This is a genomic window from Halomonas sp. HL-93 (assembly GCF_900086985.1).
GTDB lineage: Bacteria > Pseudomonadota > Gammaproteobacteria > Pseudomonadales > Halomonadaceae > Vreelandella.
Map to the genome: position 1 here is coordinate 2,913,088 of NZ_LT593974.1, position 25,108 is coordinate 2,938,195.

The following is a 25,108-nucleotide window of genomic DNA, read 5'->3' on the forward strand; positions in this document are numbered from 1 at the left end:
AATGAAAGAAAGGCATGATGAACATACTACGACCATATCAAACTTTCGCGCCGTCTCAAGCAGGCTACGCTGAGTATAAATAAAAGACGTCCAAGGATGGTGCATGCTGCGTTTTTCATCGCCCTACCATCGCGACCTCACTTGGCGCTACTTTGCACTTTTTGTGGCGATTGGCTTAATGGGTGGCTTGCTTGGTCCTGCGCTACCTCATTTCGCCGCCATGACCGAGTCCAGCATGAGCCAGATTGCCGTGCTGTTTACCGCTCGCGCCCTGGGAAACATGGCCGGAGCCTTGATCACCGGTGTACTCATCGACCACGCTAGCGGCCATCGTGTGCTATTCGGTATGGCGTTAGTCGGTGTACTAGGGCTGTTACTGACACCTTTTAGCCCATCGCTTGCGCTGTTGACCGCCATGTTGGGGGTGCTGGGTTTTGCTGAGGTGTCGCTCAACGCGGGGGGCAATACGCTGCTGTTGTGGCTACATAAAGAATCGTCGGGGCCAAACGTTAGCGCACTGCATTTCTGCTTTGGGGTGGGCAATATGCTTACCCCGTTGGTCATCATGGTCGCACTAGCGATAACGGGACAGTTTCAGTGGGCGTTTTGGGTCGTCGCGAGCTGTTTATTGATGGTGATTGTCCCTATTACTCGATACGCGAGTCCTGTGAAACCACACGCTCATAATGAACCCGGCACATCGCGCGTCATCAAACACCGTGACCCGCTGTTGCTGGGGCTACTCATGCTGCTGTTTGCGCTGTATGTGGGTCTCGAAATCACCTTTGCGGGATGGATTACCGCCTACGGCATACTATCGGGGTCACCGACTGCGCAGGCCGCCTTGCTGGCTACGCTATTCTGGCTTGCCCTCTCGGCGGGCCGACTTCTGGCTATTCCCCTATTGCGCTGGTCTTCGCCCTGGGCGGTTCTGGTCGGCGGTTTACTGTTAGGTATGGCGACCGCCGGCGCTTTGCATGCACTATGGCTACCGCTGGGTGTCGGCGCGCTATTGTTCGGCCTAGCCGCTTCAGCGTTTTTCCCCACCTTATTTACGCTGAGCAACCATGTAATGGAGATACGCGGGCGCACTACGGGGGCCATTTTCATGGCGGCCAGTCTCGGCGCACTGATTATCCCCTCAATCACGGGCCCGCTGCTGGATCGATTTGGCGCACAGGCCTTTCCACCGCTACTAGGCGGGCTTCTTTTACTATTGAGTATTGGCCTGTTGGCGTTAGCCCTGCGCTTGCGCTGGCTAGCCTCAAAACCAGTGCTTGCGCTTGAATAGCCAGATCAGCATGCCGCCGATACCCAGCATTACCCCCCAAACAAAGAAATAGCCGTAGCGATAGCCAAGCTCCGGAATATATTCGAAATTCATGCCGTAGACACCGACAATAAACGTGAGCGGCACAAAGATGGCGGTAATCACCGTGAGCACCCGCATGGTGATATTGAGCTGGTGTGATGAAATTGAAATGTAGCCATTCACCAAGTCGCCGCAAATGTCATAGTACATTTGCGTTAGGGTATAAAGCCGCTCAAAGCGTTCTTCTACATCAGTAATCGCGTGTCGGGTTTCGCTCTCTTCGCGGGGTAGATGAGCGTAGTCGTAGGCGGTTAGCTCTTGGGTGATGCCTTTGTGATAGCTGAAGATTCGGCGCATTTTTACCAACCGCGACCGGTAGGCGATGATTTTACGCATCAGCACATCGTTACCGTTGTCGAGCAACTCGTCTTCCAGGTCGCTGAGTTCAACTTCAAATTCCAGCAGGCTGTCGATATAAAACCCGGCCGACAAGTACATCACCCTGAGCGCCACATGCTCGGGCGAATGCGCCAGCAGTGCGCGCCCTTGTTCGTTAAACAAGCGCTCAATGCTTAATGCCTCCCCTGGATGCAGGGTCAACAGGAAGCGTTCACCGATAAAAAAACACACTTGCTGGGGGACGAAGTTCAACTGGGCATCAAACGACGAGATGCCGCGATAAATGATCAGCGTGTGGTGCTCGAATTCTTCGATTTTCGGTGGATGGCGCTCTTTGTGAGCATCTTGGATGGCCATTGGATGGCATTCGAAGCCTTCTAAAAGGCGCCGCTCACTGGCTTGACTTTCACCTTGCATGTCCACCCAAATATGGCTACCCGGCGTTTGCCGCCATAGCTCGATAAGCGGTTCACCACCTTCGTGTATATCCCCCTCGGGAGTGGTTAACAGTGTACGAATCATGTCCGTCCTTGGCATTTGAATAGGGTTACGCGGGCGCGTCGGCCATGCAGACCTGTGCTTTGCCATTATGCTTGGCGTTATACATCGCCACATCAGCGCGCTTGAGCAGTTCCTGTGCCGTTTCATCTACACCGGGCTTGTAGAGCGCGACACCAATACTGGCGCTAACGTCCACCTCGACATCCGCCAGTCGAATGGGCTTTTCTATTGTTTCGACGAGCTGCCGGGCAATCCGTTCGGCCGCCTCGGACGCGACACTTTCCAGCAATACAACAAATTCATCCCCTGCCCAGCGAGCCACATAGTCGGTCTCACGCACACCCGCGGTGAGGCGCTTGGCAACCTCACGTAGCAGCCCGTCACCAGCGCTATGGCCGTGGAGGTCATTAACGGCTTTAAAACCATCCAAATCCATAAACAACACGGCAAGCGCGGTTTGCTGGCGTCGGGTACGCGCCATGGCCTCTGGCAACCGCTCATCCAGCGCGCGCCGATTGGGCAGCAGGGTTAAGACATCTTCGCGAGCCTGCTGATCGCGCAAGCGCTCCAATTGAAGGCGTTCGGTGACATCGTGCAGAAACAAGCTGCGAAGACTTTTCCCATCAATATCGAGTGCCTTGATGCGTATTTCTACCGGTAATGGGCTTCCGTCACGACAGGCGGCGTAATAGGTAACGGGCGTTTTATGATCGCCTTCAGGCACCCCGTCAGGAAAGACCAGCTGCTGAATAGGCCGCGCCAACGCTTCTTTACGCGACCAACCAAACATCGTCGCTGCGGCGCGATTCCAATCTAAAACAATATCGTTGTCATCAATACTGACGTAGGCATCATAGGCCGACTCGATCACCAGATTCAGCTCTCGAGTGCGTCGTTCAATCTGGTTTTCGAGATCAAGGTGCAGTGCTTCAAGCGAGGCCTGCGACGCCTCCCGGCGGTGCTTTTCAAATAAGAACCGTTCGCGCAGGTGGATTTCGTCGGTAACAATCGCCCCCAGGTCTTTCAAGGCGTCGAGCTGGGCTTCGCTAAGTCGTCGCGGCCGGGTATCCACGGCACACAGCGACCCTAGTGCCAGACCCTTTGACGTACGTAGCGGGATGCCCGCGTAAAAACGTACGCCATCGGCTTGCGTCACCAGCGGATTATCAGCAAAGCGCGGGTCTTCACGGGTATCTTCAACCACCAGCGGTACGGTTTCCGCAATCGTGTAAGCGCAAAATGCCACGTCGCGGGAGGTTTCACTAAGTTCTGTTCCTACCCGCGATTTAATCCATTGGCGTTTCGCGTCAATCAGCGTGACGGTCGAGGTAGGCACATTCAGTAACTGGGTAACCAGCCGCGTCACCCGATCAAACGCGGGTTCTTCCGGCGTATCCAGCAGCGCCAATTCGTAAAGGGCTGCCAGACGAGCCTCTTCATCGGGCAGAATAGGGAAGTTCATTGACTGTCACCCATGATGGTAGACGGTAGCCTACCATCATAACGTGATCAGCCATGCTTTGCCCAAGGCGCACGGTTACCGGCCACCTTTGCCCAACTGACGCTTACCAATGAGGAAGCCAATAGCGCCCCCAAAAAAGGCCCAAGCGTAGGAATGCCATTGGGGAAAGTGGCAGCTAGCAGCCCTGCTTCCAAGCTACTGGTCGTGACCCAGCCGGGTAAAACGGCGCCTAATAATCCAGCGATGCCGCCGCCGATAGCGGCGGCAGTTGTCATACGCTGCCATAGCCCCAGCAGTACCGGCACGACAATCGCGGCGCACAGTAGGTCGGCGACTAAAAACAGCCGCAGTACCGAGAGCCCTTGTAGTGCGATGATAACCACCGGCACCATCAAGGCAACGGTCAGCCAACGGGCGGTGGTTAGTGATCTGCCCTGCTGCTGATGCTGAGACACCATCAACGAGGCAATCGCATTTTGCAGCGTATCCACGCTCGATGCCACCAGCGTCACCGCTAGCACGAGAGCCAATAGTGCAAGCCAAGAGGGTGCGTTACCCAGTAAAGCAAAAAACGGCATCGGCGGATCACCCAACTCAACCCCGCTGATCGAGGCAAGCATCCCCAAGCCGCCAATCACCATCACTACGGCGATGGTCATACCGCCACCCAACCACGCACCACGACCAAGACTTTGTGAATCCTGCGCGGCCCATACCCGTTGCCAGTAACCTTGGTGAAACAGATTGGCTGCGGTGACGGCGATCACCAACGTTATCGCCACGCTCAGCGCGTCGCTTAACGGCACCTTTGGCATCGACGACATCGTGGGCATATCGGGCAGGTGTGTGTACGCCACGCTGCTGACGATGAGCAACAAAGCGACCAGCAGCCAAGCTTGCCAGCGATCGGTGGCAAGGCTTGCCCGCAGTCCTCCGAGCACGGTATAGGCAAGCGTACTCAAGGCAACGCCAAGTACCACCAGGGCGGGCGGCACATCGGAAAGCAAAGCGGTAATCGCGCCAATGGCCGTCAGCTCTGCGGCTAAAAAGCAGGCCATATAGGCCACTGAGACCAGCGAAACCCAGCGCCGCACGTTTGTACCAAAGCATGCCTGGGCGAACTCAGCGATGCTTCTGCCTTCCGGCAACGCCCGGCGAATAGCGGGTCCATAAAGGCCTAATACGATAAACGGCAGCGCCGAACCGAGGGCATAACCGGTCAGCGCCACAGGCCCCACAAACGCACCGATTTCCGGCGGCGCAAACAGAATCCACGCCCCCATGCCGGACGCGAGAAACGACAGCCCAAGAGATGCCCCGGACTGTGAATTACGTGCCGTGATATAGTCATCGACCGTGCCATCGGCCCAGCGCGCGCGCAGACCAAGCAGGATAAAACCACCGAGTGCCGCGGCTAGCACGGCTGATGTTAGGTAAGACATGTCGCACTTCCTCCGCCGGTATGATCCGGATCAGGTTCCAGGGTAAACGCTAAGCGCACTCTCAGCCCTTGGGGGCTCCCCTGGCGACAATGAGTGAAAGAATTATCTAAACGGACGCTATCCTCAACGATAAACGCGTCAGCGTAAAGCACCATGAGTATGCCATAACGCGCAGGCAAACGGCGTTTCACGTCACAAGGTCTTTCAATCTTGACAACCGCTCGCCATACTCAGTAAGTAACCCAATAACATGATAAAGACCGTGCGCCAATCGCGAAACGGTTCGCTAGAGAAGGGAAACGTTTATGCGCTACACAGAAGCCAAGGAACATACGCCGGGCAGGCTACACGAACTGTTTGCAGACCCTTACAAGGCGTTTGAAAACGATACCGACGAACGACAGCTACACCTTCACATTATGCTGTATTTGCTGTTGGCACGCCCCATGGCGCGCGGCTTGATGACGCTACGCGTCATTCATGGCTGGGAAAACGGCAGCTTCGAGCCGGAGGATTTACAGCATGTGGACTATGCCATTCATAACGTCGCCGACTTCAAACGCGTGGTAAACGACTTTCAGCAAGCCTCCAAAACTAACGCTGCATTTCCCACCGATAACGACGCCCTGCTGGCGTCCCCGCTTAGCGATGCGATCGCCAATGCTGAGGCGGATGGCCAAACATTAAACGAAGAGACGCGCACGATTCCAGCGCGCTGGCCCGCCTTCGAAGGCGGTTTAGCACTCTATACGCTGTTTAAAATGTACCACCGTTTAGTATACGGCGAGGACGAAGCGTATCGCTGCGCGCAATGCTACACACCTTACGGACTGCGCGAGATTCACGAGTTTCATCTTGAAGAGGGAGAATTTGCGCTATTGGTGCCGACTGGCAAGCACTTTATCGAAGAGCCGTCATTACTGGTTCTGCACGAAAGTCAGCTTGATCCCATTGAGCAACTGCTGGAAGAAAGCCTGCCGTTGTTTCACGATTTCTAGCCGTTGCCTGAGGTTTAAGACTCACACTGCCTCCTTCCCCTCAGCTAAAGCAGAGGGGAAGGAGGCAAGTGACGTTAGCTAAGTGAAATCGTGCTGTTAATACCGCTGGAGACATTCTCCGGTTCGAACCAGCGTGCGGTCACGGTTTTAGTTTGTGTCCAGAAGGCAATCGCCTGCTTGCCGTTCGGCCCCAGGTCACCCAACTTCGACCCACGCGAGCCGGTAAAGCTGAAATAGGCGACCGGCACGGGAATCGGCACGTTAATACCAATTTGTCCTACGTCGATATCGGTTTCAAAGCGCCGCGCGACCCAGCCGGAGTTGGTAAAGATTGAGGTACCGTTGCCGTTGGGGTTGCCGTTGATGAACGCGATGGCGTCGTCCAGGGTTTCCACGCTCACCACGCAGAGCACTGGCCCAAAGATTTCCTCGCGGTAGACGGTCATCTCTGCGGTCACGTCGGCAAACAGTGTCGGCCCTACGAAATTACCCTCCGGATAGCCGTCCACAGAACAGCCTCGACCGTCGACCATTAACTTGGCGCCTTCTTTTTCTCCTGCGGTAATTAACCGCTCGACCCGCTCTTTGGCTTGGGGAGATACCAGCGGCCCCAAATCCGCATCGCGCTGGGTACCGGGGCCAACTTTCATACTGCGGGCACCATCGACAATGTCATTCAGCCATTCGCGGGCTTCACCCACCAATACCACCACTGAGTTGGCCATACAGCGCTGCCCGGCGGCACCAAAAGCAGAGCCCAGCAGGCTATCAATCGCCTGGCTGCGGTTGGCATCAGGCATCACCACGCAATGGTTCTTAGCGCCCATCATCGCCTGCATGCGTTTACCCGCCGCGGCAGCGCGGTTGTAAAGCAGCGAGCCTACATGGGTCGAACCGATGAACGACAACGCCTTGATATCCTGGTGATCGGCAATCTGATTGGCCACCTCAGGGCCACCATGGACCACGTTTAATACGCCTGCTGGAATGCCCGCTTCATGAGCAAGCTCAACCAGGCGCATGGTCGAGCTTGGGTCCTGCTCAGAGGGCTTCAGTACAAAGGTATTGCCGGTAGCAATCGCCAGTGGGAACATAAAGCAGGGCAGCATAATCGGGAAGTTAAACGCAGTAATGCCCGCCCCGACGCCCAGCGGCTGGTGCATGGTATACACATCGACTTCGTTAGCAGCGTTTTCAGCCAACTCACCAAGCTGTAGCGACGTGATTGAGCAGGCGTGTTCAACCACCTCTAGCCCGCGCCCAACCTCGCCTTCGGCGTCCGGCAGGGTTTTGCCGTGCTCCTCGGTAATCAGCGCCGCCAGTTCGGGCGTGTGCTCGCGAATCAGCGCCTGTAGCTTGAGCATGATGCGCATGCGTTTGCCCAGCGGCACTTTACGCCATTCTTTGAACGCCGTTTTGGCGCTGGCAACTGCACGCTCGACTTCCTCGGCAGTGCAGAAAGGCACACGGGCCACGACTTCCTGGGTGGCCGGATTCACCACATCGCGCCACTCCTGGCTTTGAGAGGTGACCGGCTGACCATCGATATACATGGGGATTTCGCGAACGGACATAGCATAGCTCCTGTTATCATTGTGTTGGCAAGTTAACGTAAACGTCAATTTCACATGCCTTGAGTAAACAGAAACTATCGCGCGGCGTCAATTAGCCTTTCCACCTTGCCATGCCAATGGCCATACTGCGCGGACATCCACCTGCGTAATAGCGTGTGGCCACACCTTTCATTGCCGAAGATTAACGGTTAATTAACCCGTTGGTTAGCCACGGCAGCCACGCCAACAGCACCAGCGTTACTAATGTCGCCAGCAAAAACGGCAGCAGTGCGCGGAAGATTTTTAGTGGCGGCGCGCCAGTCATCGAAGAGGCAATAAACAGCCCCGCCCCAACGGGCGGGGTTAACAGCCCCATCACCAGCGTTAAGCAGACCACAACGCCAAATTGATAAGGGCTGATAGCGAACTGGTTTTCTGCAATGGGCATTAGAATGGGCACCACTAGAATCAACGCGGCGATACCGTCAATCACCATTCCCACCAACAGCAGTGCACCGATAACTAATAGCAAAAAGACAAACGGGTCGTGGGTTAGGGCCGCAATCCATGCAGCGGCCATCTGCGGCAGTCGTTCATAAACCACCACCCAGCCAAACACCCCCGCCGCTGCAATCAGTATAATCACCAGTCCCGCGTTAATCGCCGTACGCTTTAGCACCTGGGGCATTTGGTCAAGAGCCAGGCCGCCGTACACGAAACGCCCCATGATTAACGCCGCCAAGGAGGCCAGCGCCGCTGACTCGGTGGGGGTAGCAATCCCCCATAAAATACCGCCGATGATAATCACCGGAATCAACAGCGCGGGCAGCCCCCAAAGTGCGTCGTGTAAGGCCTGTTGGCGACTGGGCCACTGCCCTTTGGGGTATTGCTGCACAAGCCCTACCAGCGCAATCACAATAAAGAAACTCGCGCCCAGCAATAACCCAGGAAGCAATCCGGCAATAAACATCTCGGCGATGGGCACCTGGGCCATCACGCCGAACAGCACAAATAGCATTGAGGGCGGGATAATCGGCGACAGCAAACCGCCCGCCGCGGTAATCGCGGCACTGTAAGGGGTGTCGTAGCCTTCTTCCTCCATGGCGGGCACCATGGCGCGGGACATAATGGCGATTTGCGAAGCGGCAGAACCAATAATCGCCGCCATCATCATGTTGGCTACTAGGTTAATGTAAGCAAGACCGCCCCGGAAGCCGCCCACCAAGATACGCGCCAGGGCAATCAAGCGTTTGGTGAGTCCGCCTTCGTTCATCAACTCCCCTGCCAACATAAACAGCGGGATCGCCAGCAGACCGTAGCTGTCGATGGCGCTAAATAATTGCTGCGGATAGGAGTCGAACAGCACCGTGTTGCCCGACACATAGATATACACCATGGCCGTCAGCGCCAGCACCAAGGCAATCGGCACGGCGCCGAGGAGTAACAGTAAAAACACTCCAAGCGTCATAGCAATGTCTCGGCGGAAGGTTCTTCGGCAGGGTTACGCCACTGGGTAATCGACTGGGCAAGATTAGCCAATCCATGCAGGCTAAGCGACAGCGCAAACCACGGCACAATCAGCCATGCCCAGAATTTTTTCACGCCTAGCGTCGACGTATTTTCGGCATAGATGAAGTTGAACGTTTGCCCCTGAAACGCACCGATATCAAACCCCGCTTGGGCAAGCGCCAAGGGCTGGTACCAGCGCCAGCATAGCCAAACCAGCAGCACGGCAAACACCAGCACCATCACATCCACCCAGAGGCCGACCAGTTTACGCCCATTGCGCGGCAACAAGTCGCTTAATAGCGTTACCGCAACTCCCTGGCGGCGCTTAAACACCGCCCCTGCAATCAAGAAGGTCATCCAGATCATCGCATAAATGGATAACTCGCTTATCCAATAAAGCGGGTTACCCAGCACACGAAAGGCGATATTGACCAGGATTAAACACGTTACCGCCGCGGCTAGGGCGGCGGCGGCGGTCTCTTCACAGCGGGCAAGCCCCGAGGAAAGGCGTTGCAGCATGATGATTGATGACTCTTGTCGGTGATCGAGTTGTTAGCTTAGCAGCGGTTTACTCACGCAGGCGGTCGGCTTCTTCGCGCAGGGTTTCAAGCATCGGTGCTTTGGGCGCCCAGATATCTTCCCATTCAGCAATCGCGTCGGAGAAAAACTCAGCGTCCGCCTCAACAATATTGATATCCAGCTCGCGAATCTCTTCTTCCTGAGCGGCATCCTTCTCTTCAAACCCCACCAGCACATTTTCCAAGTGCTCGGCCATGGCGGTATCGATCAACTCACGATCTTCTTCGGATAGCTCCCGCCATACGCGCCCGGATACCACACCCACCATGGGGAACATCATGTGGTTGGAAATCAACAGGTTTTCGGCCTGCTCGTAGAATTTGAGAATCAGGATGGAGTCGAAGTCCATATCGATGGCATCCACCTGACCGTTGGCCAGGGCATCGTAGACTTCGAGCAGCGGCATCGGCGCCGGCGCCGCTCCGGTGGCGGTATAGAAATCACGAATTGGCTCAAACGGCGTAATCCGCAAACGCTGGCCTTCCAGATCGTCAACGCTCTCGATGGGATCGCGGCTGAGCACCTGACGCATGCCGACCATACCGTAGCCCACGCCCACCAAGCCGACACCTTCCGGCATTAGGTCAAGCAATTCCCCGGCGGTGTCTGAACGCAACAACCGAGCGGCATGATTGACATCATCGACCAGGTAAGGCGCATAAAGCGCGCCGAAATCGGGAATCCGGTTGGAGATTTCGGCGATGGTCAGAAAGGCCATGTCCAACGCGCCGCTTTGCAACTGCTGGACCATCTGCGCTTCATTACCCAACTGCTGGGCAGGAAAAACCGACACGCTATGCTCGCCGTCGGAGCGTTCATTAAGTGTTTCGGCAAAGGCTTCTGCTTCGGTCGACCACAGGTGCTGGGCGGGGGTAATCAGCCCTAAACGAAAATCACGCGCCTGGGCATTGAACGATGTTACCGCCAGCGCGGTGGCGGTAATCGCAAGGGTCAACCGTTTGCAGTGATTCATAAATCGCCTCTTATAATTCGCGCGGCCTCTTTCGCAGGACCGCATTATGATGAATGAGGCTAAGAATACCCTACACTAAGCGTTGAGGGCAGCTATCGCCACCAACGTCGCATCTCGGTTTGCAAGCTTAGTTAACAGACGCCAGATAGGCAGCTTTAAGTCGATAAAACTCATCCACAATCGCCGCCATCTCATCTGCGTCGTAGGAGCATAGCCCGCTGACCACCAGTTTTTTAGAGCCTGTCCCGACTGGCTCACCCGCTGACTCAATGGCAAATTCAAGTAGCGCATCGGCGCGTTTGCCTTGTACATCCAATGACGAGTGGCTAAGCGTTAACCCCGGCGATACAGCGTCTAGTCGCTCAAGCGAGAATCCCATACTGTCGTAAATGACCAGCGGGCGCTTAGGGTTGAACATCACCCCGTGCTCTTCCATCAGCGGCTTGAGGTAGTGAGGAAAGTTCTTGCCCGAAAACGCCACATAACAGCGGGCAAAGGCTTCTATCACCGAGGCATCGTAGGTCCACTCACCCCGCCGCGTAACCTGCAAATAGCATTTACCACCTTCATCGCATACCTGTAGCTCGCCATTATCCGCTTCGCTAAACACCAGTGGCGTATCGGCGCCCACCATGTTGGTGAAACGAAACTCCATATGCCGGGAAAGACCAAATTTTGCCAACACCAGTGCAAAGAGGAGATCTCCTGGCACACAAAAACGCCGCGCATCAGGGTTATGAATCGGGTTGTAGTCACCCGCGACGCCTTTGGCGAAGCGGCTGGCCTGTTCGGCGGAGATAACCACATACTCTCCGCGCTGCGTGTAAAATTCCTTAAACATGGCGTTGGTTGTCTGCTTAGCGTTGAAATCAAAAGTCAATTGCGGGCTTACGTCGCGCATAATGCCATAAAACATCGACCAGCAGGAGTCATCTGCAAGGAAGCCGTATGCCGAACCAGCGTCATAGATCAAAGCGTTTACTCCGGGTCCTGCTTATCACTCTGTTAAGCGCTTTGACTGTGGCCCTCATATGGATACTCGGGAGCGCATGGCTGCTTAATAGCCAGTGGCTGCCGCAGCAGCTTTCAAAGATCGAAGGCGTCGAGGTGCGTTGGTCGAATGCCACAAGCCTGCACCCTGGGCGCTGGGAGGTCGAGAACCTCTACCTTGCGCGTGAAGACGATAAGCTGCCGGTAGCGATTGAGGCCCAGCGAGCCACCCTATCGCTGTCATTATTAGACCTGCTGCGCGGCGAGTTGCATATAAAAGCGCTAGACGCGCACGGCCTTCGCCGCCTGACCGTAGGCGATATTGCGCTGGAAGCCGAAGGCCAGTTGCAGGTAATGGATACCCAACTCAGCCGCGATACATTAGCGGTGCCTCATTTTTCGCTGGATATTCGCCAGGGGCGCCTGGTACGTCTAGCCGACCAGGCCACCTTGGCGCGCGATATCCAGTTAGGTGCTGACGCCACGTTGGAAAGCGTGAACACCGCGCACTTCTCACGCGATGCGCTTATCTCCCAGCTGCTTAGCGGCCTTTCAGCACAGTTGACGATCGATGCCCAGGCCGACGCCTGGGACGTCTTCATGCCCTACTTAACAGCATTACCCTGGCTCACACTCGAGGGCAACGGCGCGTTAACGGGCGAGCTTTCGCTTAACGCAGGCAAGCTAAAACACGGCAGTCTGCTAACACTGACGGCTCCGGCGCTACGTTTATCAGTGGATGAACAACGCCTCAACCCCCTTGGAAGCGACTCCCCGCGTTGGATACTCCCTCACGCACCTCCACCACTCCACTCAGCCGTCGGTGAAGGGCGCGTGAGACTGGCAGCAGACGATGATGAGCTTACCTTTGCCACCCAGTTAAACGATGTGGTGCTAGCCGACACTCACCCTTACGCCAAGGACACCCAACTGCGCCTAGCGACCCACATGCCCAATCGGCGCTTAGACCAGTTAGACCTACCCACGGGCGCCACACTTGAAATAGAGGGCGAGGTAACCCGCCTGGATATGCTCGACCGTTACCTGGCAGACACCTTGGACGGTCAGGGCGTTCGCCTTTCCGGGAACGGGAAAATTGCCGCCAGCGTGACGCTGCGCGACGCCCAGCCTCACCGTGCCTCACTGGCCATTAAAGCCCCCGAACTGGCCGCAGAGCTGCTTGATTTTACCGCCCAAGGTAGCGGCTCGCTGACGGCACAGCTATCCCCGGAGGACACCATCGACGCCACGCTAGCGTTGACAGAGGCGACCCTTCACCATTATCAGAACACACTGCTGGCAGATGCCGCGATAACCCTCCTTGCGCGCAGCCCGCTTGACCCCGCGCAAGCGCGAGAAAATGCTACCGGTCGGCTAGCGTGGCAATCCGCTCGCCTGCCCAACATCAGCGTACTACAACCTTATTTAGGCGCGGCATTACCCGCCCCCGCTCCACTACAACTGCTCAATGGCCAAGCCACCAGCACCGGCCAGCTTGATTTCACCACGCAACAGATGCGCGGCGAGATCTATTTAGCGGGGGAGCAGCTAACCACTCGCTGGCAGCACAGCAACCAGCATGGCACGCTTAAAAGCGATGCTCAGCTTTCCTTGGCGATCCGTCAGGCGGCGCTCGACGGCACCGCGCTGGATATCAGCGGGTCCCGCTTACGTTGGCAAGTGGCCGACACTGGCGCCCCCACCGAACAGCTACAGAGCATCCTGGTACTCAATGAAGGGCGTTTTGAGCGTGACGAAAGCAATGACGCAAATCGCGTCAGCGGTGAGTTTTCCATGGAGGGCAGCGTACAGCAGCTGGGCTTTTTGAATGCTTTCCTGCCCGACGCCCACGGGTTAAGGCTTTCGGGCAACGGCCAGCTATTCGCTCAAGGTGCATTCCATGATGATCGCCTGCTGGCACCGACCCGCCTTCGGGTCAACGCCAACCAGCTGGAAGTCGGTTTTTTAGACTATCTCGCCACGGGGCGCGGCGAGCTGACGGCTCAACTGGATATTGCTGATCACGCCCAGCTTTCGTTGGGTATTCCACACTTTACACTGATGCGCCAGGACGACGATCAGCCACATCTAGAAGGTCGTCACTTTGCCCTTACGACTCAAACTGATCGGTTTAGCAAGGTACTGGAATCGCCGGTGCCTGCCTACTTCACCACCCGTATCGCGCTGCCCATTACAGAAATTCCTGACTTTACCCGTTATAACCGCTACCTACCTGAAGAAGCAGGTATTCGTCTGCTAGGGGGCAAAGCAAGCCTGACCAGCGAGTGGCTGCTGGAGGGACTGACCGCTCAAGGCGAGGTCAACCTGCGCGCTTTTGGCGCCGAGTTAGCGCTGCTTGACCAGCGCCTCAAGGGAGATGTTGAACTGCATCTTCATCTCACCGAGGGTGACTTGGACACGCGGCGCTTTAATGCCAACGACTCCTTTCTGCGTCTTGAAAATGTGTTTCGACAGAGCGAAGAAGGCGCTCAGGATGCAGGCTGGTGGGTACAACTAGACTTGGATGAGGCGCAGCTTGAGTGGCGCAACCCTATCAACCTCACCAGCCAACTACGCCTTGGTATGCGCGATACCGGCTTACTGGCTCGGCTGTTTCTAGCCCGTGCCCGAGATAGCAGCTGGCTGGGTAGGCTATTGAACGTGCACGACATCAACGGTAACGCCCAGTTGCACATCGACGGCGAGCGGATTCGCCTCCACGACCTAACGCTTACCGGAGGGCCGCTTCTGCTGCTTGCCGATGTCACCCTGGCCCAGAAACGTGCCAATGGCGCGCTATATACCCACCTTGGCGCGATGGGCTTAGGCGTTGAGCTCATCGACAGCGAACCCGATCTGAAAGTCTTACAACCCAGACGATGGTTCGATCGCTGGCGAGAAGCCCATCGTTAGCGCCGCTTGCGCTCATGGCGAATCATCCTGACCCGCTCTTTGGCTTTTTGCGGCGTCGAAAGTGGCGCGGCCGCATCATCGGAGGTTTTCGGGGGTAGCGTCACCCAGGCAAACACCGGCAACGCAAGCTGCCAATGAATCGCCGCAATTCGCAACCCTAGCGTCACCGTTAACGAGGCGGCAATCGCCAAGGTGAGCGGCGCTTGCAAGGCATGTAGCGCCACGTAGACGATCCCCCCGGCCATGGCCGCCGTGGCGTAAATTTCTTCGCGCAGCACCATGGGAACTCGCTGGGCCAGTACATCGCGGATCATGCCACCAGCTACACCGGTGATCATGCCCATTAGCACCGCCACAACGCCGGATGTGCCCAAAAGCAGCGCTTTATGGGCGCCAATCACGGTAAATAACGCCAAGCCAAACGCATCGGCAATCGGCAAAAAGCCCCGTGAAAGCCTGTGGATATAGTGAAATCCCACCAGCGCGACACCCACGGTGGCAAAAATCACCCACAGGTACGTTGGGTCGGCCACCCAAAATACCGGCCGAACCCCCAACACCAAATCGCGCAGCGTGCCTCCACCAATCCCTGTAACGGCAGCCAACACCAGCATGCCAAACGGGTCCATACGCGAACGGCATGCCAAGATAACCCCCGACAGCGCAAAGACGATCACTCCCGTCATATCCAACCAGTACACAATACCCGACACGCGTCTCCCCCCTTCCACCATCAATGGTTTATTGACCCTTCCCCGACGTCGAGTAGCGTACCATTACCGCCCCTCTCCCCCGCGCAAACTGATCATTTTTTAATCAGCTAACACCCATTTTGTAAGAGATTGCCGACACGGTTTGTAAGATATTAACTCTTTGTGCAGTGAAGGGGTTGCCCTGCCACCGCGTCTCGCTACTCTGATCGCTTTTATTATCAGTTGACGATCCAGGGAGCGGGATTATGTCTGACAGGATGGGGTCGTATAAGACAGGCCTGCAATTCACCCTGAGGCTACGAGGATATCGCGGTGATCGACTTCGCCCACCGCGAAGCGCTCTCCCAACCCTTTGAACTGACGCTGAACCTGGCCAGCCGCAACGGCAGCCTCAATCGCGATTGGCAGGCGATTGAAGTGAACCACGTCGGCGAGCAGCCCCAGGCGCCCCCTTTAACAACCTCATTTTCGAGCATTTTGCTCAACAAAAGATAAATAGCAGGCAATCATGAATAACAGTCAAACGAATATAATAGTTGAACTAATACGTGCTTATCATTTTATGAAACGCGAACGCCCGAATATCGAGCAAGCCCATTCGACCAACGACTTGGTTGCTATTGTCGAGCGCGCTCGCTACCAAAGCGTCCAGTTACAATTTAATACTAACGGTGCAGCCATGGTCATGTTTACCATCGCTGCGATTTGTTTTGGATTAAGCTTCAAGCTTGGAGAAGATCACCCCTATACTGCTATTACCCTTCTAACAACTTTTATTTCGATCTTTATAGGTGGCGGATTTATTTTATTAGCCGCTCTACTCAGGCATTTCCGCTACTGCCTTTTTGCAAAGGATTGCGATATCGACAGCGGCTTTACCCCCTATCTTGGTGATACAGGCGAATTACTGCAGCAACTCAAGCTTGATGTATCGGATTTCTCGCGAACGAGCAAGAAGAATGGTCGACTGTCTTACTGCAAGCAAGGCAGGAGCGAGGTTGGCAGCTTCGATTACCACATCTATCGCTTCAATTGGTCCACGGGCAACGAGGATAATCGTCGCCACTTCGCTCGCAACGGTGTCTGGTGCAACCTATTCACTCATGGACCACTGGACATTTGGAATGCCCGGGAGAGCAAGAATTGGCAACACCCCATGGAGTATGCCGTTTCGCCAGAGTTCGCACACCAACTAACAATACGTGAGGGGGATGACATGGCGCTGGCACGCTTTCTTAAACCCCGTGTCATGGAAGTGCTGGTGGAGATGGCCAAGCAGTACAAAGACATGAATGTGCAAGTTACTGCCGACCACGATCTGTTCATTACCTGGACAGGACCGGACCTGTTTGATTTAGCACTGGAGAATACAGGGGAGTCCAACCAAGTTACTGGACAAAACGGACACGTCACGCACAGAGTTAACACCGATTTCAGTTATATTGTTGGAGGAGAAAACCCGCCTGCCTGGTCACCTGAGATGTATGACCAAATAATATCAAAATTGAAAGCCCCCCAAATTACCAAGGGACCTGAAGCCCTGCTTGCGGGCATCGCTGAAATTCGCCGTTATCTCGACGACAACTTCAGTGGCCACCACACCCAAAACGTGAATAGAGCAGATGTCGCTGCAACAACTACTGGCCAATAAGGCTGACTTTAATTTCTTAGGAGCATTTAAGTGGAAGTAATAATTGTCATCGCGGCCGCGCTACTCTTCGGCGCTATCATAAGTTACAACCGTATTATGTATGCCTTCAATCGCGTCGAGCAAGGGTGGGCAGGTGTACTGGTTCAAGAGCGCCAGATCCTCCGCACCCTGCCCGCTTTACTTGAACAGGTCAAAGACTACCAAGAGTACGAGCAAGAGACTCAGGAGCGCTTGACTCGCATGCGCGAGAACCTTGACGGACTCTTCAACCGGAGTGTACCGAATGAAATTGATAGTGCTGCACTTCAGGATGCACAACGCGAAGGAGCGGAGTTGATGCGTGGGCTGCGTTTTACCGTGGAGAACTATCCCGAGCTCCAAGCCAGCGAAGTCGTTCGCGGCTATATGCGCGAACTCTCTGAACTAGAAGATAATCTAGCAGCAGCTTTGCGTATCTTTAACGCTCAAGTAGCCTCTTTCAATTCGCGAATAGACGCCTTTCCAAACAATATGGTCAATACCATTGCTCCGCGTAAACAACGCATTCAGGTATTTTTTGATAACGAGGCTTCCGCTTCCTTTGAGTACCGCCCCAACCTATAAAAAAAGGGCTGCAACAGACATGGTACGAACCACTTCAGCCCCCACCTATCTAACCAGCATGGACAAATGGCCAGCAATATTGTTAAAGCCGGATCATTAATCCGCCAACAGTAGATATATTCGGCTCCAACCTATCGACTAGTCTGCTGAATTTTAAGACAGGGGTTTAGGTAGCTCCTATATCAATCCTTTTTTCTGGCCAACCATTCTTTCAAGAAGGCGATTTCATCCTCCTGGGCGGCAATAATCTCTTCTGCTAATTGACGAATTTCGTCGTCTTCGCCGTACTCCAGTACAATTTCAGCCATGGCAATCGCGCCTTCGTGATGGGGAATCATGCCTTGTGCAAAATCCACATCAGGATTGCCAGTCAGCGCCATTGCCATATCTTCATGCATACGATCACTGGCGGCTTGGTAGGCGGCTACGGCAGGGTTATCACCGTGCTGTTCAGCAGCACTGTGCTCGCCGTGGCGGCCATGGTGATCATTTTCCTGGGCAATGACATACGGCGCTACCAGCACTCCTGCCACAGCACACACGTTTACAGCCATTTTCAATGTGAGGAGTGACCGGAAAGCAGGTGCTTGTTTGTTGATACCATAAAACGGCATAACAATGATCCTATTAGCAATACAGGAAATTAAAGTTTAAAACCTACTGGCAGCCCACAGGTCAAGACGCGCCAAGTGAGTTACCCTAAGCGCATCATCACTTACGTACTGCAGAGGAGTACCCATGGATTGGAATCCGGCGTATAGCTGGCTAGTCATTGCCCTACTGCTGAGTTTGGCGGAGTTAACCTCTGGGGCGATGTTGCTGCTTGCCTTGGGGGTTGCCGCCGCGTTCACGGCAGCGGTAACGGCGCTTGGCCTGACACTACCCTGGCAGTTGGTCAGCATGGGGGTATTTTCCGGTGTGCTGGTCCCCTTGGGGGTAATGGTCATTCGCCCGCACTTTTCACCCAAGGGCGTGGCCTACGGCACCACCGGCACCGGCGTTGAGAAAGGCAACCACTACACCACATTGAAACGCGACTTCGATAACGCTACCGGTATCAAGGTCAACGGTGATTTTTATCGGTTGCGAGTATTAGAAAGCGGTGACACCAACCTACCGCAAGGCACCTCCGTGCTGTTTAAACGCTTTGACGGCACAACAGCCCTCGTCAGTCTCGCACCCACCGACACCGCTCGTCAGGATGATGTTTCCCAACGCAAGGAGTTATGAAAATGGATTTACCCATTAGCCCAGGCTTACTGATAAGCCTGATTATTGTCGTCATCGGCATATTAATCATTTCGAAAGGTCTGGTGATCGTTCGTCAATCAGAGGTCATGGTGATTGAACGCCTTGGCTCGTTTCATCGCGTGCTGGAAAGCGGCATCAATATAATCATTCCGTTTATCGAACAACCACGCGCCATCACCATGCTGCGTTACCGCAAGATGGGCGAGGACTATACTGCGATCACCACCGACGAAATCCGTATCGACCGCCGTGAAACGGTGATGGACTTCCCCGGTCAGCCGGTGGTGACTACCGATAACGTCACGGTGCGCATCAATGGCGCGCTCTACTATCAAATCATCGATCCCAAGCGCGCGGTGTATGAAGTCGAGAACATGAGCCAAGCCGTGGAAGTATTGGCCAAGACCACGCTACGTTCGGTGGTCGGCAAGATGGAGCTGGATAAGCTGTTTGAGTCCCGCGCGGAAGTCAACAATGAGATCCAAGCGGCCATGGAAGAGCCTGCCTCCAAGTGGGGCGTCAAAATCTCCCGCGTTGAAGTACAGGATATCGCCATGCCGGATGAGGTCGAGTCCGCCATGCGCCTACAAATGGCCGCCGAGCGTAAGCGGCGTGCCACTGTTACCGAGGCGGAAGGCGAGAAATCCGCCGCTATCGCTATGGCCCAGGGCCAGCGGGAATCATCTATCCTGAACGCCGAAGGCGATAAAGAGTCGGCGATTCTGCGTGCCCAGGGCGAACAGGAATCTATCAAGCTGGTGCTCAGCGCGATTGGCGACAGCGAAGAGAACAAGCGCACCGTGGTGGGTTATCTGCTCGGCCAAAGCTACATCAAAGGCCTGCCCAATATGGCGAAAGATGGAGAGCGGGTTTTCGTGCCCTACGAATCGTCTGCGCTGCTTGGCTCCATGGGCATGTTCCGCGAAATGGCAGGCTCGCCGGAAGATACCGTGGCCAACCACCTTAAAAACCGCAACGGCAGTCGCGAAAGCGGCTTCCAAAGCGGGATCGTTGGCGGTGCCGCCAGCTAACAGTAAGCATGGTGAGCGTAGGCGCAAAGTTACGCGCTAAATGCTTAAAAAACCGCACCACTTAATTAAGCCGGGCCCCAGTTGGTCCGGTTTTTTCGCTTGCGACCTAGCACAGTCAATCAAACCGTTGAACAAAACGCATCGCCTTAGTCATATTTTTAGTTAGACTGAGGACCAACATGCCGACTCGACTGTATCTCGCTGCACCAACCCTTGGTAGTGAATACGGTTGTTGCCCTTAATCAGTAGAATGACCGTTAATAAGAAACGAGGACGTTCACCATGCCGCCACGTGGGTTCGCCATACGCCATTGCGTTCTGCTGATCGTCTCATTAGTTATGCTGGCGACGTTCTCTAACGGTCTTAAAGCGGATACCCCACCTCAACCACTAACAGACTGGGAATACCGCTGGGGCGACTCTCCCCTGGATGCTAACGGCGCGCCTCGGTGGCTGCATAGTGACCCCGTCGATTGGCAGCCGTCGATCTCTCCCTCTAACCCACCAGGCCGCGAGGGACATCAACACCTTTGGTTGCGCACGACGTTGCCAGAAGGCGAATGGAACGACCCCGTCCTTTATATCACCAGCATTAATTTAATTGGCCAAGCCTACCTCGGCGATGAAATGGTTTATCAGTACGGGGAATTTGACGACCAGGGGCGGGGCGATTTTGCAGGCTGGCCCTGGCATATGATTGACCTGCCCAAAGACGCTGCCGGTCAGGCACTCACTTTCCGGCTATATTCCTACTACACCAGTATTGGCCTTTGGGGCGAAGTGCAGGTCATGGAGCGTATTGATGTACTCAAGCACGTTATCCATGACTCGGCCCAGGATCTTGGCGTCAGTGCGCTGGTGTTGGTGCTTGCGATTCTGGCGACTATTTTTGCCCTCATTGGCCCTGAACGGCGTGGTTTTATGGCTATCGCGCTGTTCGCCTACGCCTCAGGGCTGATGCTGCTTGCCGAGGCGCCTGCTCGACAACTGATCGCCGATGGTCCCTTGGCTTGGGATACGCTGAGGGCGGGCAGCTATTATACCCTGCCGATCGCGCTTGGGATGTTGCTCAGCCACTGGCTTGAAGGCACAGCTAAACGCTGGATAACAAGGCTCTGGGCCTTGCATGTGGCTTACTTGGTGATTGCCATTGGCTTGGTTCAGATGGGCATTATTAGCCTATCGTTAACCTTCCCCATTTTTGATGTTCTGCTGGCCGTGACCATGCCGTTCATGCTGCTGCTCGCGCTATTTCGCTTTCGCAAGCTCAACCTTGAACAGCGCTTGCTGGTGCTCAGTTTCACTTTTTTCGCCCCACTACTGCTGGCTGACATGGTCGTCGCCCATGGTTTTGTGGCTTGGCGCATGGTGCCGTTAAGCTACGGCAGTTTGGCCTTTGCGTTGGCCATAGCAGCCATTTTTTTGTGGCACTACCGGCGCACTCAACAGCAACTGGCAACGGCCAACGAAACCCTCGAAATGCAAGTAGCATCGCGTACCGCTGAGCTTGACCAACTGGTTCGGGAGTTAGAGGGCCTGTCGTTTGAGGACCCCCTCACTGGCCTCCACAACCGACGCCATTTCAATACGGTATTTGACCATGAGTGTCGCCGCGCGCAGCAGCATGGTACTTACCTCTCGCTGTTAATGCTGGATCTGGACCATTTCAAAGATATCAACGACCACTTTGGCCACGATGCAGGTGATGCCGTGCTGGTCAAAATGGCGGCGTTACTCAGCCAGCATTTCATGGATTTGGGCGTCGTCTGCCGAATCGGGGGCGAAGAGTTTGTCGCTTTGCTCCCGGACGCCTCTGCCAAAACGGCAGAGGCCAGCGCCAACGCACTATTAACTTCGGTCGCCCAAACCGTCTGTACTCACCAGGGTATGCCACTCAGGCGAATTACCCTGTCTTGCGGCATTGCCACCTTTCCGAACCATACCCGGGACCCGCATAAACTCCTACGACACGCCGATGAAGCGCTCTATCACGCCAAACGCAGCGGCCGGAACCGCTGCGTCGTTTGGTCGGAGTCGTTCGAGGAACATGGCTTTATGCTTGGCAGGCACCAAACACAGTAACTTCAGCCGCTACGTAGCCGCTACGGTGAATCAGTCGCCAGAAAATGGCCGATAAACACAGCGTAATCCTGCTCGACGCAGTCGGCATAAGCCACCGCCAGGGTCGACACCACGTCAACAAACTGCGCTTCACGTGCTTTCAGTCGCTGGCAAACGGCCATAGCGAACGGCCGATGATCCCCTTTATTTAAGGCTTGCGCACCGCGCAGGTGCTCGCGCGCCAAAATCTGCCCCCACTGCTGCGCGAGCTTACGATAAGGCTTTCCACCGGAAAGCTTATGGGTGGGAAAGTCTTTCTTGAACGGCGAGCATTCGCGCACCGAAAACACCTTGTCGTTCATGGTGAGCCAGCCCAGATAGGCGTCCGGGTGTTCCGCGATAGCGTGAAAAGCCGCCGCATGGCGGATGCCTTCATTGGGAAATAACTTACGCCACGCCTGCTGTTGGGCCTTGTTCATAAAGCGAAACGCTTCCGGCGTCACCTGCTCTTTAACATCCAAAATGATGTCGTCGTGCTCTCGGTCAACGCCTCCTTCAATCAACACATAGTAGCGTTCTAACCCGAGCAAACCGGTACCCGCGTCTAAACGGCGCGCGGTGTCTTTGACGCGAAAATGGTGGGGATCACTGTCTTTTATGGGGGTCTGGAGGGTTTGCTGGTACTCCTGCTCAATGAGGCGGCGTAGCTGGCTGGCCACATCTGCTGGCAGATTGGCCAGCTTACCTGGGCGCTCGGCAAACTGGCGGCCTTGTTGCGCATCCAGGGTGGTCCACTTTTCCAGCATACGCGCGCGGCTTTGTTTATCCACCACCTTGGTCATAAAGGGTTTTAATTGGCCTTTGGCGTTATCCCGGGTCACCGCCTCAATCGGTTTGTCATCAGTATAGTCCGCAAGCGTTTGGTAGTAGCCCTCCAGCAAATTTTTCAATGCTTTATCAATGGCTTTAGGGCTAAGCTCAACGTTTTCGCGGCCGTCCAATACCACGCTAATGGCCAGCCGCCAAACGTCATATTGATAGTCGCCGATCAGCGCATCGTCAAAATCGTCCATGCCGTAACGCACTTGGTCATCATGATGACCGTATGCCCCAAAATTGTAGATATGGGCGTCGCCTTGCAGCCAGGTTTGGGTATTCGGCCAGCCACCAAACAGCGCGAAGCGCCAGTCGTGCCAAACATCTTGCCAGTACACATGGGAGGTGCCACGGAAGAAACGATACGGCGACGCCGCCATTTTGGCGTATTTGGCTTGGCGGGTCGCCACGGCCAGCGGCGCATTGACTTGCTGGATAGCCCCAATCACTTGCTGAGGGCGATTGTGCCCCGTTAGTGCATGACTCATCGCGATGCCTTTGTCGGTGCATAAAAGCGGTCTGCTTCAAGCATAGGCGACAAACGTTAAGAGATTAAGTCACAGAATTTAACGCCTTGCCTTTCGAGCGGGTAAAGCCTCGCGGGGCTGAAATACGAAAGAAGCGCTCGACCACCTCGGCGTGGGTAGCAGGCGTCATCAAAGAGACGGCGACAAATATCGGCAGATTGAGCATCAGCCCCCAAAATCCGGCGTGAATGCCCATGGGATGTGGCCAAAAGACAGTAAATGCCGTGGTGATCAAAAAACCTACCACGATGCCCGCCATGACACCCAAGCGAGAGGCTCTCGGCCAAAAGAACATGCCGATAAAGGCAGGCAGTACCTGGGAAGCAAACCCCAACCCTACCAACAGAATCATTACCAAACTGCCGGGCTCGGCAATCGCAAGCGGTGCTATCAATAAGAACATAATGGGCAGAATCAGCAGCCGGGCGAGTTTTCCGGTAACGCCATCGGAAAGCTTCAAAACCGGCTGCAGCACATCTTTACTTAGCGACAGTGAAACCGAGTGGATAAAAGGTTCGCTTGAGGACATTGAGGCCGCAAGCGTGCCTGCACCGAGCAACCCGACCAACACAATCGGTAAGTGCTGCATGGCGTATTCAAGTACGACGGTATCCGCCCTCTCCAGCTCCGGCAGTGAGTAAATGCCGATAAAACCTACGACCACCATAGGCAGGATGACGATGTAATAGGTAGGCAGCCACGTCGCGCTGCGGCGAATAGTGCGCGCGGAAGAGGCACTCATCCACTGGGTCCATACCGGCGGCATAAACGAGAACATGGAAACGATGATCGAGGTCGTCCAGAAGCTAAAGCTCATATCGCCGCCTGCGCCTGGCAGGGTGAGGAACTCGCTATGCTCGCTCTGAATACGCTCGAACACCCCGGCAAAACTCAGCCCGCCGGTAGCGTTATGCACGGCCCAGAGGCCAACGGCCCAGGCGACGATCAACATCAACACACCCTGAAAGGCATTGGTACGACCAATCGCCCGCTGACCGCTGGCGTAGAGATAGACAGCGATGCAAGCCAGTACCAGCACGACACCCAGCCAAATAGGAATCAAACCGCCGCTCATCACAAACAAAATATAGGCTGAGCCAATGGTTTGCAGTACCGCATAGGCAATAGAGCCAATCGCCATCACGAGCGCTGCAATCGCACCTAGTGCGGGACTCTGATAGCGGTCTGAAATAGCGCTTGCCTGAGTCACATGACCAAACTGTTCACCGAACTGCCACACCTTGGGACCAAAGTACCACGCCACCAATGCCAGATAGGCGAGATAGATCGCCACATAAAATACCGCGACACCTTTGGAGTAAGCCCAGCCGGGGGCGCCCATAAAGGTGTAAGCACTTACACTACCGGCGGCGATCAACAGGTAGAGCGTCACCGGCCCCATACTGCGCCCCGCCACCCCCCACTCCTCCAGGCTATTCATGGAGCGGCCTGCCCTGGCGCGTAGGCCAATCACCATGGCGATAGCGACATAGGTCGCGGTAATCAGCAGTGGCCAGGGGCTATTCATGGTCGTCTCGCTCTACAATGCGGTTGCCGATCAGCATGACCACTACACAGGCAAAAATCACCAAGTAGCTCCATACCACCATCAGCGGCAGCCCCATCACCAGTACCGCCTTGTTCATTAAACCAATCACCGGCCAAGTGCCTGCCAGCACCAATGCCACAAACGCAATGAGCAGTCCCCAGCCCGCTCGAGAAGTAGGCAGCACGATCAAATTTCGCATCGATGTTTCCCCTTGG

The 25,108-nt window shown here is 55.2% G+C and carries 22 protein-coding genes and 1 riboswitch; of the genes, 9 read left to right on the plus strand and 13 right to left on the minus strand.

The genetic code is table 11. The features are described from left to right. Positions 1-103 precede the first annotated feature (103 nt). Complete coding sequence (locus GA0071314_RS13515; RefSeq protein WP_074397136.1) at positions 104-1,291, plus strand: MFS transporter; 1,188 nt, start codon at positions 104-106, stop codon at positions 1,289-1,291. On the opposite strand, the gene GA0071314_RS13520 is transcribed toward GA0071314_RS13515, so the two are convergent. The 3 genes from GA0071314_RS13520 to GA0071314_RS13530 form a co-directional block, all read right to left on the minus strand. Then, positions 1,265-2,233: a magnesium transporter CorA family protein gene (locus GA0071314_RS13520; RefSeq protein ID WP_074397137.1), complete on the minus strand. Its 969-nt coding sequence runs from the start codon at positions 2,231-2,233 to the stop codon at positions 1,265-1,267. The genes GA0071314_RS13515 and GA0071314_RS13520 overlap by 27 nt on opposite strands. A 25-nt stretch (positions 2,234-2,258) precedes the next feature. Then, complete coding sequence (locus GA0071314_RS13525) at positions 2,259-3,674, minus strand: diguanylate cyclase domain-containing protein (protein WP_074397138.1); 1,416 nt, start codon at positions 3,672-3,674, stop codon at positions 2,259-2,261. Positions 3,675-3,721: 47 nt separating this feature from the next. Further along, the gene (locus tag GA0071314_RS13530; RefSeq protein ID WP_074397139.1) at positions 3,722-5,116 is read right to left on the minus strand and encodes a sodium:solute symporter family transporter; all 1,395 of its coding nucleotides are present in this window, start codon (positions 5,114-5,116) and stop codon (positions 3,722-3,724) included. Next, positions 5,106-5,208, minus strand: a riboswitch (TPP riboswitch). It overlaps the preceding gene by 11 nt. 213 nt (positions 5,209-5,421) lie before the next feature. Between GA0071314_RS13530 and GA0071314_RS13535 the strand changes: the two genes are divergently transcribed. Beyond that, positions 5,422-6,114: a hypothetical protein gene (locus GA0071314_RS13535; protein ID WP_074397140.1), complete on the plus strand. Its 693-nt coding sequence runs from the start codon at positions 5,422-5,424 to the stop codon at positions 6,112-6,114. Between the two features lie 74 nt (positions 6,115-6,188). Here the strand turns inward: GA0071314_RS13535 and GA0071314_RS13540 are convergent, their stop codons facing one another. The 5 genes from GA0071314_RS13540 to GA0071314_RS13560 form a co-directional block, all read right to left on the minus strand. After that, positions 6,189-7,688 carry a CoA-acylating methylmalonate-semialdehyde dehydrogenase gene (locus tag GA0071314_RS13540; protein WP_074397141.1) on the minus strand — a complete coding sequence of 500 codons (1,500 nt, stop codon included), beginning with the start codon at positions 7,686-7,688 and terminating at the stop codon, positions 6,189-6,191. Between the two features lie 181 nt (positions 7,689-7,869). After that, on the minus strand, positions 7,870-9,135 hold the full coding sequence (locus GA0071314_RS13545) for a TRAP transporter large permease (RefSeq protein WP_074397142.1): 1,266 nt from the start codon (positions 9,133-9,135) through the stop codon (positions 7,870-7,872). Next, positions 9,132-9,695: a TRAP transporter small permease gene (locus tag GA0071314_RS13550; protein WP_074397143.1), complete on the minus strand. Its 564-nt coding sequence runs from the start codon at positions 9,693-9,695 to the stop codon at positions 9,132-9,134. Before GA0071314_RS13550 ends, GA0071314_RS13545 begins: the two co-directional genes overlap by 4 nt. Before the next feature lie 49 nt (positions 9,696-9,744). Further along, positions 9,745-10,728 (minus strand): TRAP transporter substrate-binding protein, encoded by a 984-nt coding sequence (locus GA0071314_RS13555; protein WP_074397144.1) that lies wholly within the window; start codon positions 10,726-10,728, stop codon positions 9,745-9,747. Positions 10,729-10,855: 127 nt separating this feature from the next. Then, positions 10,856-11,569, minus strand: coding sequence for a DUF3581 family protein (locus GA0071314_RS13560; RefSeq protein ID WP_074398535.1), 714 nt, complete (start codon positions 11,567-11,569; stop codon positions 10,856-10,858). A gap of 107 nt (positions 11,570-11,676) precedes the next feature. Between GA0071314_RS13560 and GA0071314_RS13565 the strand changes: the two genes are divergently transcribed. Then, positions 11,677-14,631 (plus strand): hypothetical protein, encoded by a 2,955-nt coding sequence (locus GA0071314_RS13565; RefSeq protein WP_074397145.1) that lies wholly within the window; start codon positions 11,677-11,679, stop codon positions 14,629-14,631. Here GA0071314_RS13565 and GA0071314_RS13570 read toward each other — a convergent pair. After that, positions 14,628-15,344 (minus strand): trimeric intracellular cation channel family protein, encoded by a 717-nt coding sequence (locus GA0071314_RS13570; RefSeq protein WP_074397146.1) that lies wholly within the window; start codon positions 15,342-15,344, stop codon positions 14,628-14,630. The two genes, GA0071314_RS13565 and GA0071314_RS13570, sit on opposite strands and share 4 nt — an antisense overlap. A 312-nt stretch (positions 15,345-15,656) precedes the next feature. On the opposite strand from GA0071314_RS13570, the gene GA0071314_RS13575 reads away from it, so the two are divergent. The 3 genes from GA0071314_RS13575 to GA0071314_RS13585 are packed head-to-tail and all read left to right on the plus strand — an operon-like array spanning position 15,657 to position 17,598. After that, positions 15,657-15,839 (plus strand): hypothetical protein, encoded by a 183-nt coding sequence (locus GA0071314_RS13575; protein WP_074397147.1) that lies wholly within the window; start codon positions 15,657-15,659, stop codon positions 15,837-15,839. Positions 15,840-15,852: 13 nt separating this feature from the next. Further along, positions 15,853-16,995 carry a hypothetical protein gene (locus GA0071314_RS13580; protein WP_074397148.1) on the plus strand — a complete coding sequence of 381 codons (1,143 nt, stop codon included), beginning with the start codon at positions 15,853-15,855 and terminating at the stop codon, positions 16,993-16,995. Between the two features lie 30 nt (positions 16,996-17,025). After that, entirely contained in the window at positions 17,026-17,598 is a 573-nt protein-coding gene (locus tag GA0071314_RS13585; RefSeq protein WP_074397149.1) for a LemA family protein, read from the plus strand. A gap of 182 nt (positions 17,599-17,780) precedes the next feature. On the opposite strand, the gene copM is transcribed toward GA0071314_RS13585, so the two are convergent. Next, positions 17,781-18,212, minus strand: a complete 432-nt coding sequence (gene copM, locus GA0071314_RS13590) for a CopM family metallochaperone (protein WP_197668815.1) — start codon at positions 18,210-18,212, stop codon at positions 17,781-17,783. Positions 18,213-18,336: 124 nt separating this feature from the next. Between copM and GA0071314_RS13595 the strand changes: the two genes are divergently transcribed. The 3 genes from GA0071314_RS13595 (at position 18,337) to GA0071314_RS13605 (ending at position 21,962) form a co-directional block, all read left to right on the plus strand. Further along, positions 18,337-18,828 (plus strand): NfeD family protein, encoded by a 492-nt coding sequence (locus GA0071314_RS13595; protein ID WP_074397150.1) that lies wholly within the window; start codon positions 18,337-18,339, stop codon positions 18,826-18,828. A 2-nt stretch (positions 18,829-18,830) separates the two neighbouring features. After that, positions 18,831-19,880: an SPFH domain-containing protein gene (locus tag GA0071314_RS13600; RefSeq protein ID WP_074397151.1), complete on the plus strand. Its 1,050-nt coding sequence runs from the start codon at positions 18,831-18,833 to the stop codon at positions 19,878-19,880. A gap of 282 nt (positions 19,881-20,162) precedes the next feature. Then, positions 20,163-21,962: a GGDEF domain-containing protein gene (locus GA0071314_RS13605; protein WP_074397152.1), complete on the plus strand. Its 1,800-nt coding sequence runs from the start codon at positions 20,163-20,165 to the stop codon at positions 21,960-21,962. Positions 21,963-21,982: 20 nt separating this feature from the next. Here the strand turns inward: GA0071314_RS13605 and GA0071314_RS13610 are convergent, their stop codons facing one another. The 3 genes from GA0071314_RS13610 to GA0071314_RS13620 form a co-directional block, all read right to left on the minus strand. After that, a complete protein-coding gene (locus tag GA0071314_RS13610) occupies positions 21,983-23,305 on the minus strand; it encodes a DUF2252 domain-containing protein (protein WP_074397153.1) in 1,323 nt (440 codons plus the stop codon). A gap of 64 nt (positions 23,306-23,369) precedes the next feature. Continuing rightward, positions 23,370-24,872 carry a sodium:solute symporter family protein gene (locus GA0071314_RS13615; protein WP_074397154.1) on the minus strand — a complete coding sequence of 501 codons (1,503 nt, stop codon included), beginning with the start codon at positions 24,870-24,872 and terminating at the stop codon, positions 23,370-23,372. Then, on the minus strand, positions 24,865-25,092 hold the full coding sequence (locus GA0071314_RS13620; protein ID WP_074397155.1) for a hypothetical protein: 228 nt from the start codon (positions 25,090-25,092) through the stop codon (positions 24,865-24,867). Before GA0071314_RS13620 ends, GA0071314_RS13615 begins: the two co-directional genes overlap by 8 nt. Between the last annotated feature and the right edge of the window lie 16 nt (positions 25,093-25,108).

Bases quoted from the DNA above. Each gene is read 5' to 3' on its own strand.
- GA0071314_RS13600 (WP_074397151.1), top strand. From the start codon at position 18,831: ATGGATTTACCCATTAGCCCAGGCTTACTGATAAGCCTGATTATTGTC.
- GA0071314_RS13520 (WP_074397137.1), bottom strand. From the start codon at position 2,233: ATGATTCGTACACTGTTAACCACTCCCGAGGGGGATATACACGAAGGT.
- GA0071314_RS13595 (WP_074397150.1), top strand. From the start codon at position 18,337: ATGGATTGGAATCCGGCGTATAGCTGGCTAGTCATTGCCCTACTGCTG.
- GA0071314_RS13605 (WP_074397152.1), top strand. From the start codon at position 20,163: ATGCCGCCACGTGGGTTCGCCATACGCCATTGCGTTCTGCTGATCGTC.
- GA0071314_RS13550 (WP_074397143.1), bottom strand. From the start codon at position 9,695: ATGCTGCAACGCCTTTCCTCGGGGCTTGCCCGCTGTGAAGAGACCGCC.
- GA0071314_RS13620 (WP_074397155.1), bottom strand. From the start codon at position 25,092: ATGCGAAATTTGATCGTGCTGCCTACTTCTCGAGCGGGCTGGGGACTG.
- GA0071314_RS13580 (WP_074397148.1), top strand. From the start codon at position 15,853: ATGAATAACAGTCAAACGAATATAATAGTTGAACTAATACGTGCTTAT.
- GA0071314_RS13535 (WP_074397140.1), top strand. From the start codon at position 5,422: ATGCGCTACACAGAAGCCAAGGAACATACGCCGGGCAGGCTACACGAA.
- GA0071314_RS13540 (WP_074397141.1), bottom strand. From the start codon at position 7,688: ATGTCCGTTCGCGAAATCCCCATGTATATCGATGGTCAGCCGGTCACC.
- GA0071314_RS13545 (WP_074397142.1), bottom strand. From the start codon at position 9,135: ATGACGCTTGGAGTGTTTTTACTGTTACTCCTCGGCGCCGTGCCGATT.
- GA0071314_RS13610 (WP_074397153.1), bottom strand. From the start codon at position 23,305: ATGAGTCATGCACTAACGGGGCACAATCGCCCTCAGCAAGTGATTGGG.
- GA0071314_RS13560 (WP_074398535.1), bottom strand. From the start codon at position 11,569: ATGTTTAAGGAATTTTACACGCAGCGCGGAGAGTATGTGGTTATCTCC.
- GA0071314_RS13530 (WP_074397139.1), bottom strand. From the start codon at position 5,116: ATGTCTTACCTAACATCAGCCGTGCTAGCCGCGGCACTCGGTGGTTTT.
- copM (WP_197668815.1), bottom strand. From the start codon at position 18,212: ATGCCGTTTTATGGTATCAACAAACAAGCACCTGCTTTCCGGTCACTC.
- GA0071314_RS13615 (WP_074397154.1), bottom strand. From the start codon at position 24,872: ATGAATAGCCCCTGGCCACTGCTGATTACCGCGACCTATGTCGCTATC.
- GA0071314_RS13515 (WP_074397136.1), top strand. From the start codon at position 104: ATGCTGCGTTTTTCATCGCCCTACCATCGCGACCTCACTTGGCGCTAC.
- GA0071314_RS13525 (WP_074397138.1), bottom strand. From the start codon at position 3,674: ATGAACTTCCCTATTCTGCCCGATGAAGAGGCTCGTCTGGCAGCCCTT.
- GA0071314_RS13555 (WP_074397144.1), bottom strand. From the start codon at position 10,728: ATGAATCACTGCAAACGGTTGACCCTTGCGATTACCGCCACCGCGCTG.
- GA0071314_RS13565 (WP_074397145.1), top strand. From the start codon at position 11,677: ATGCCGAACCAGCGTCATAGATCAAAGCGTTTACTCCGGGTCCTGCTT.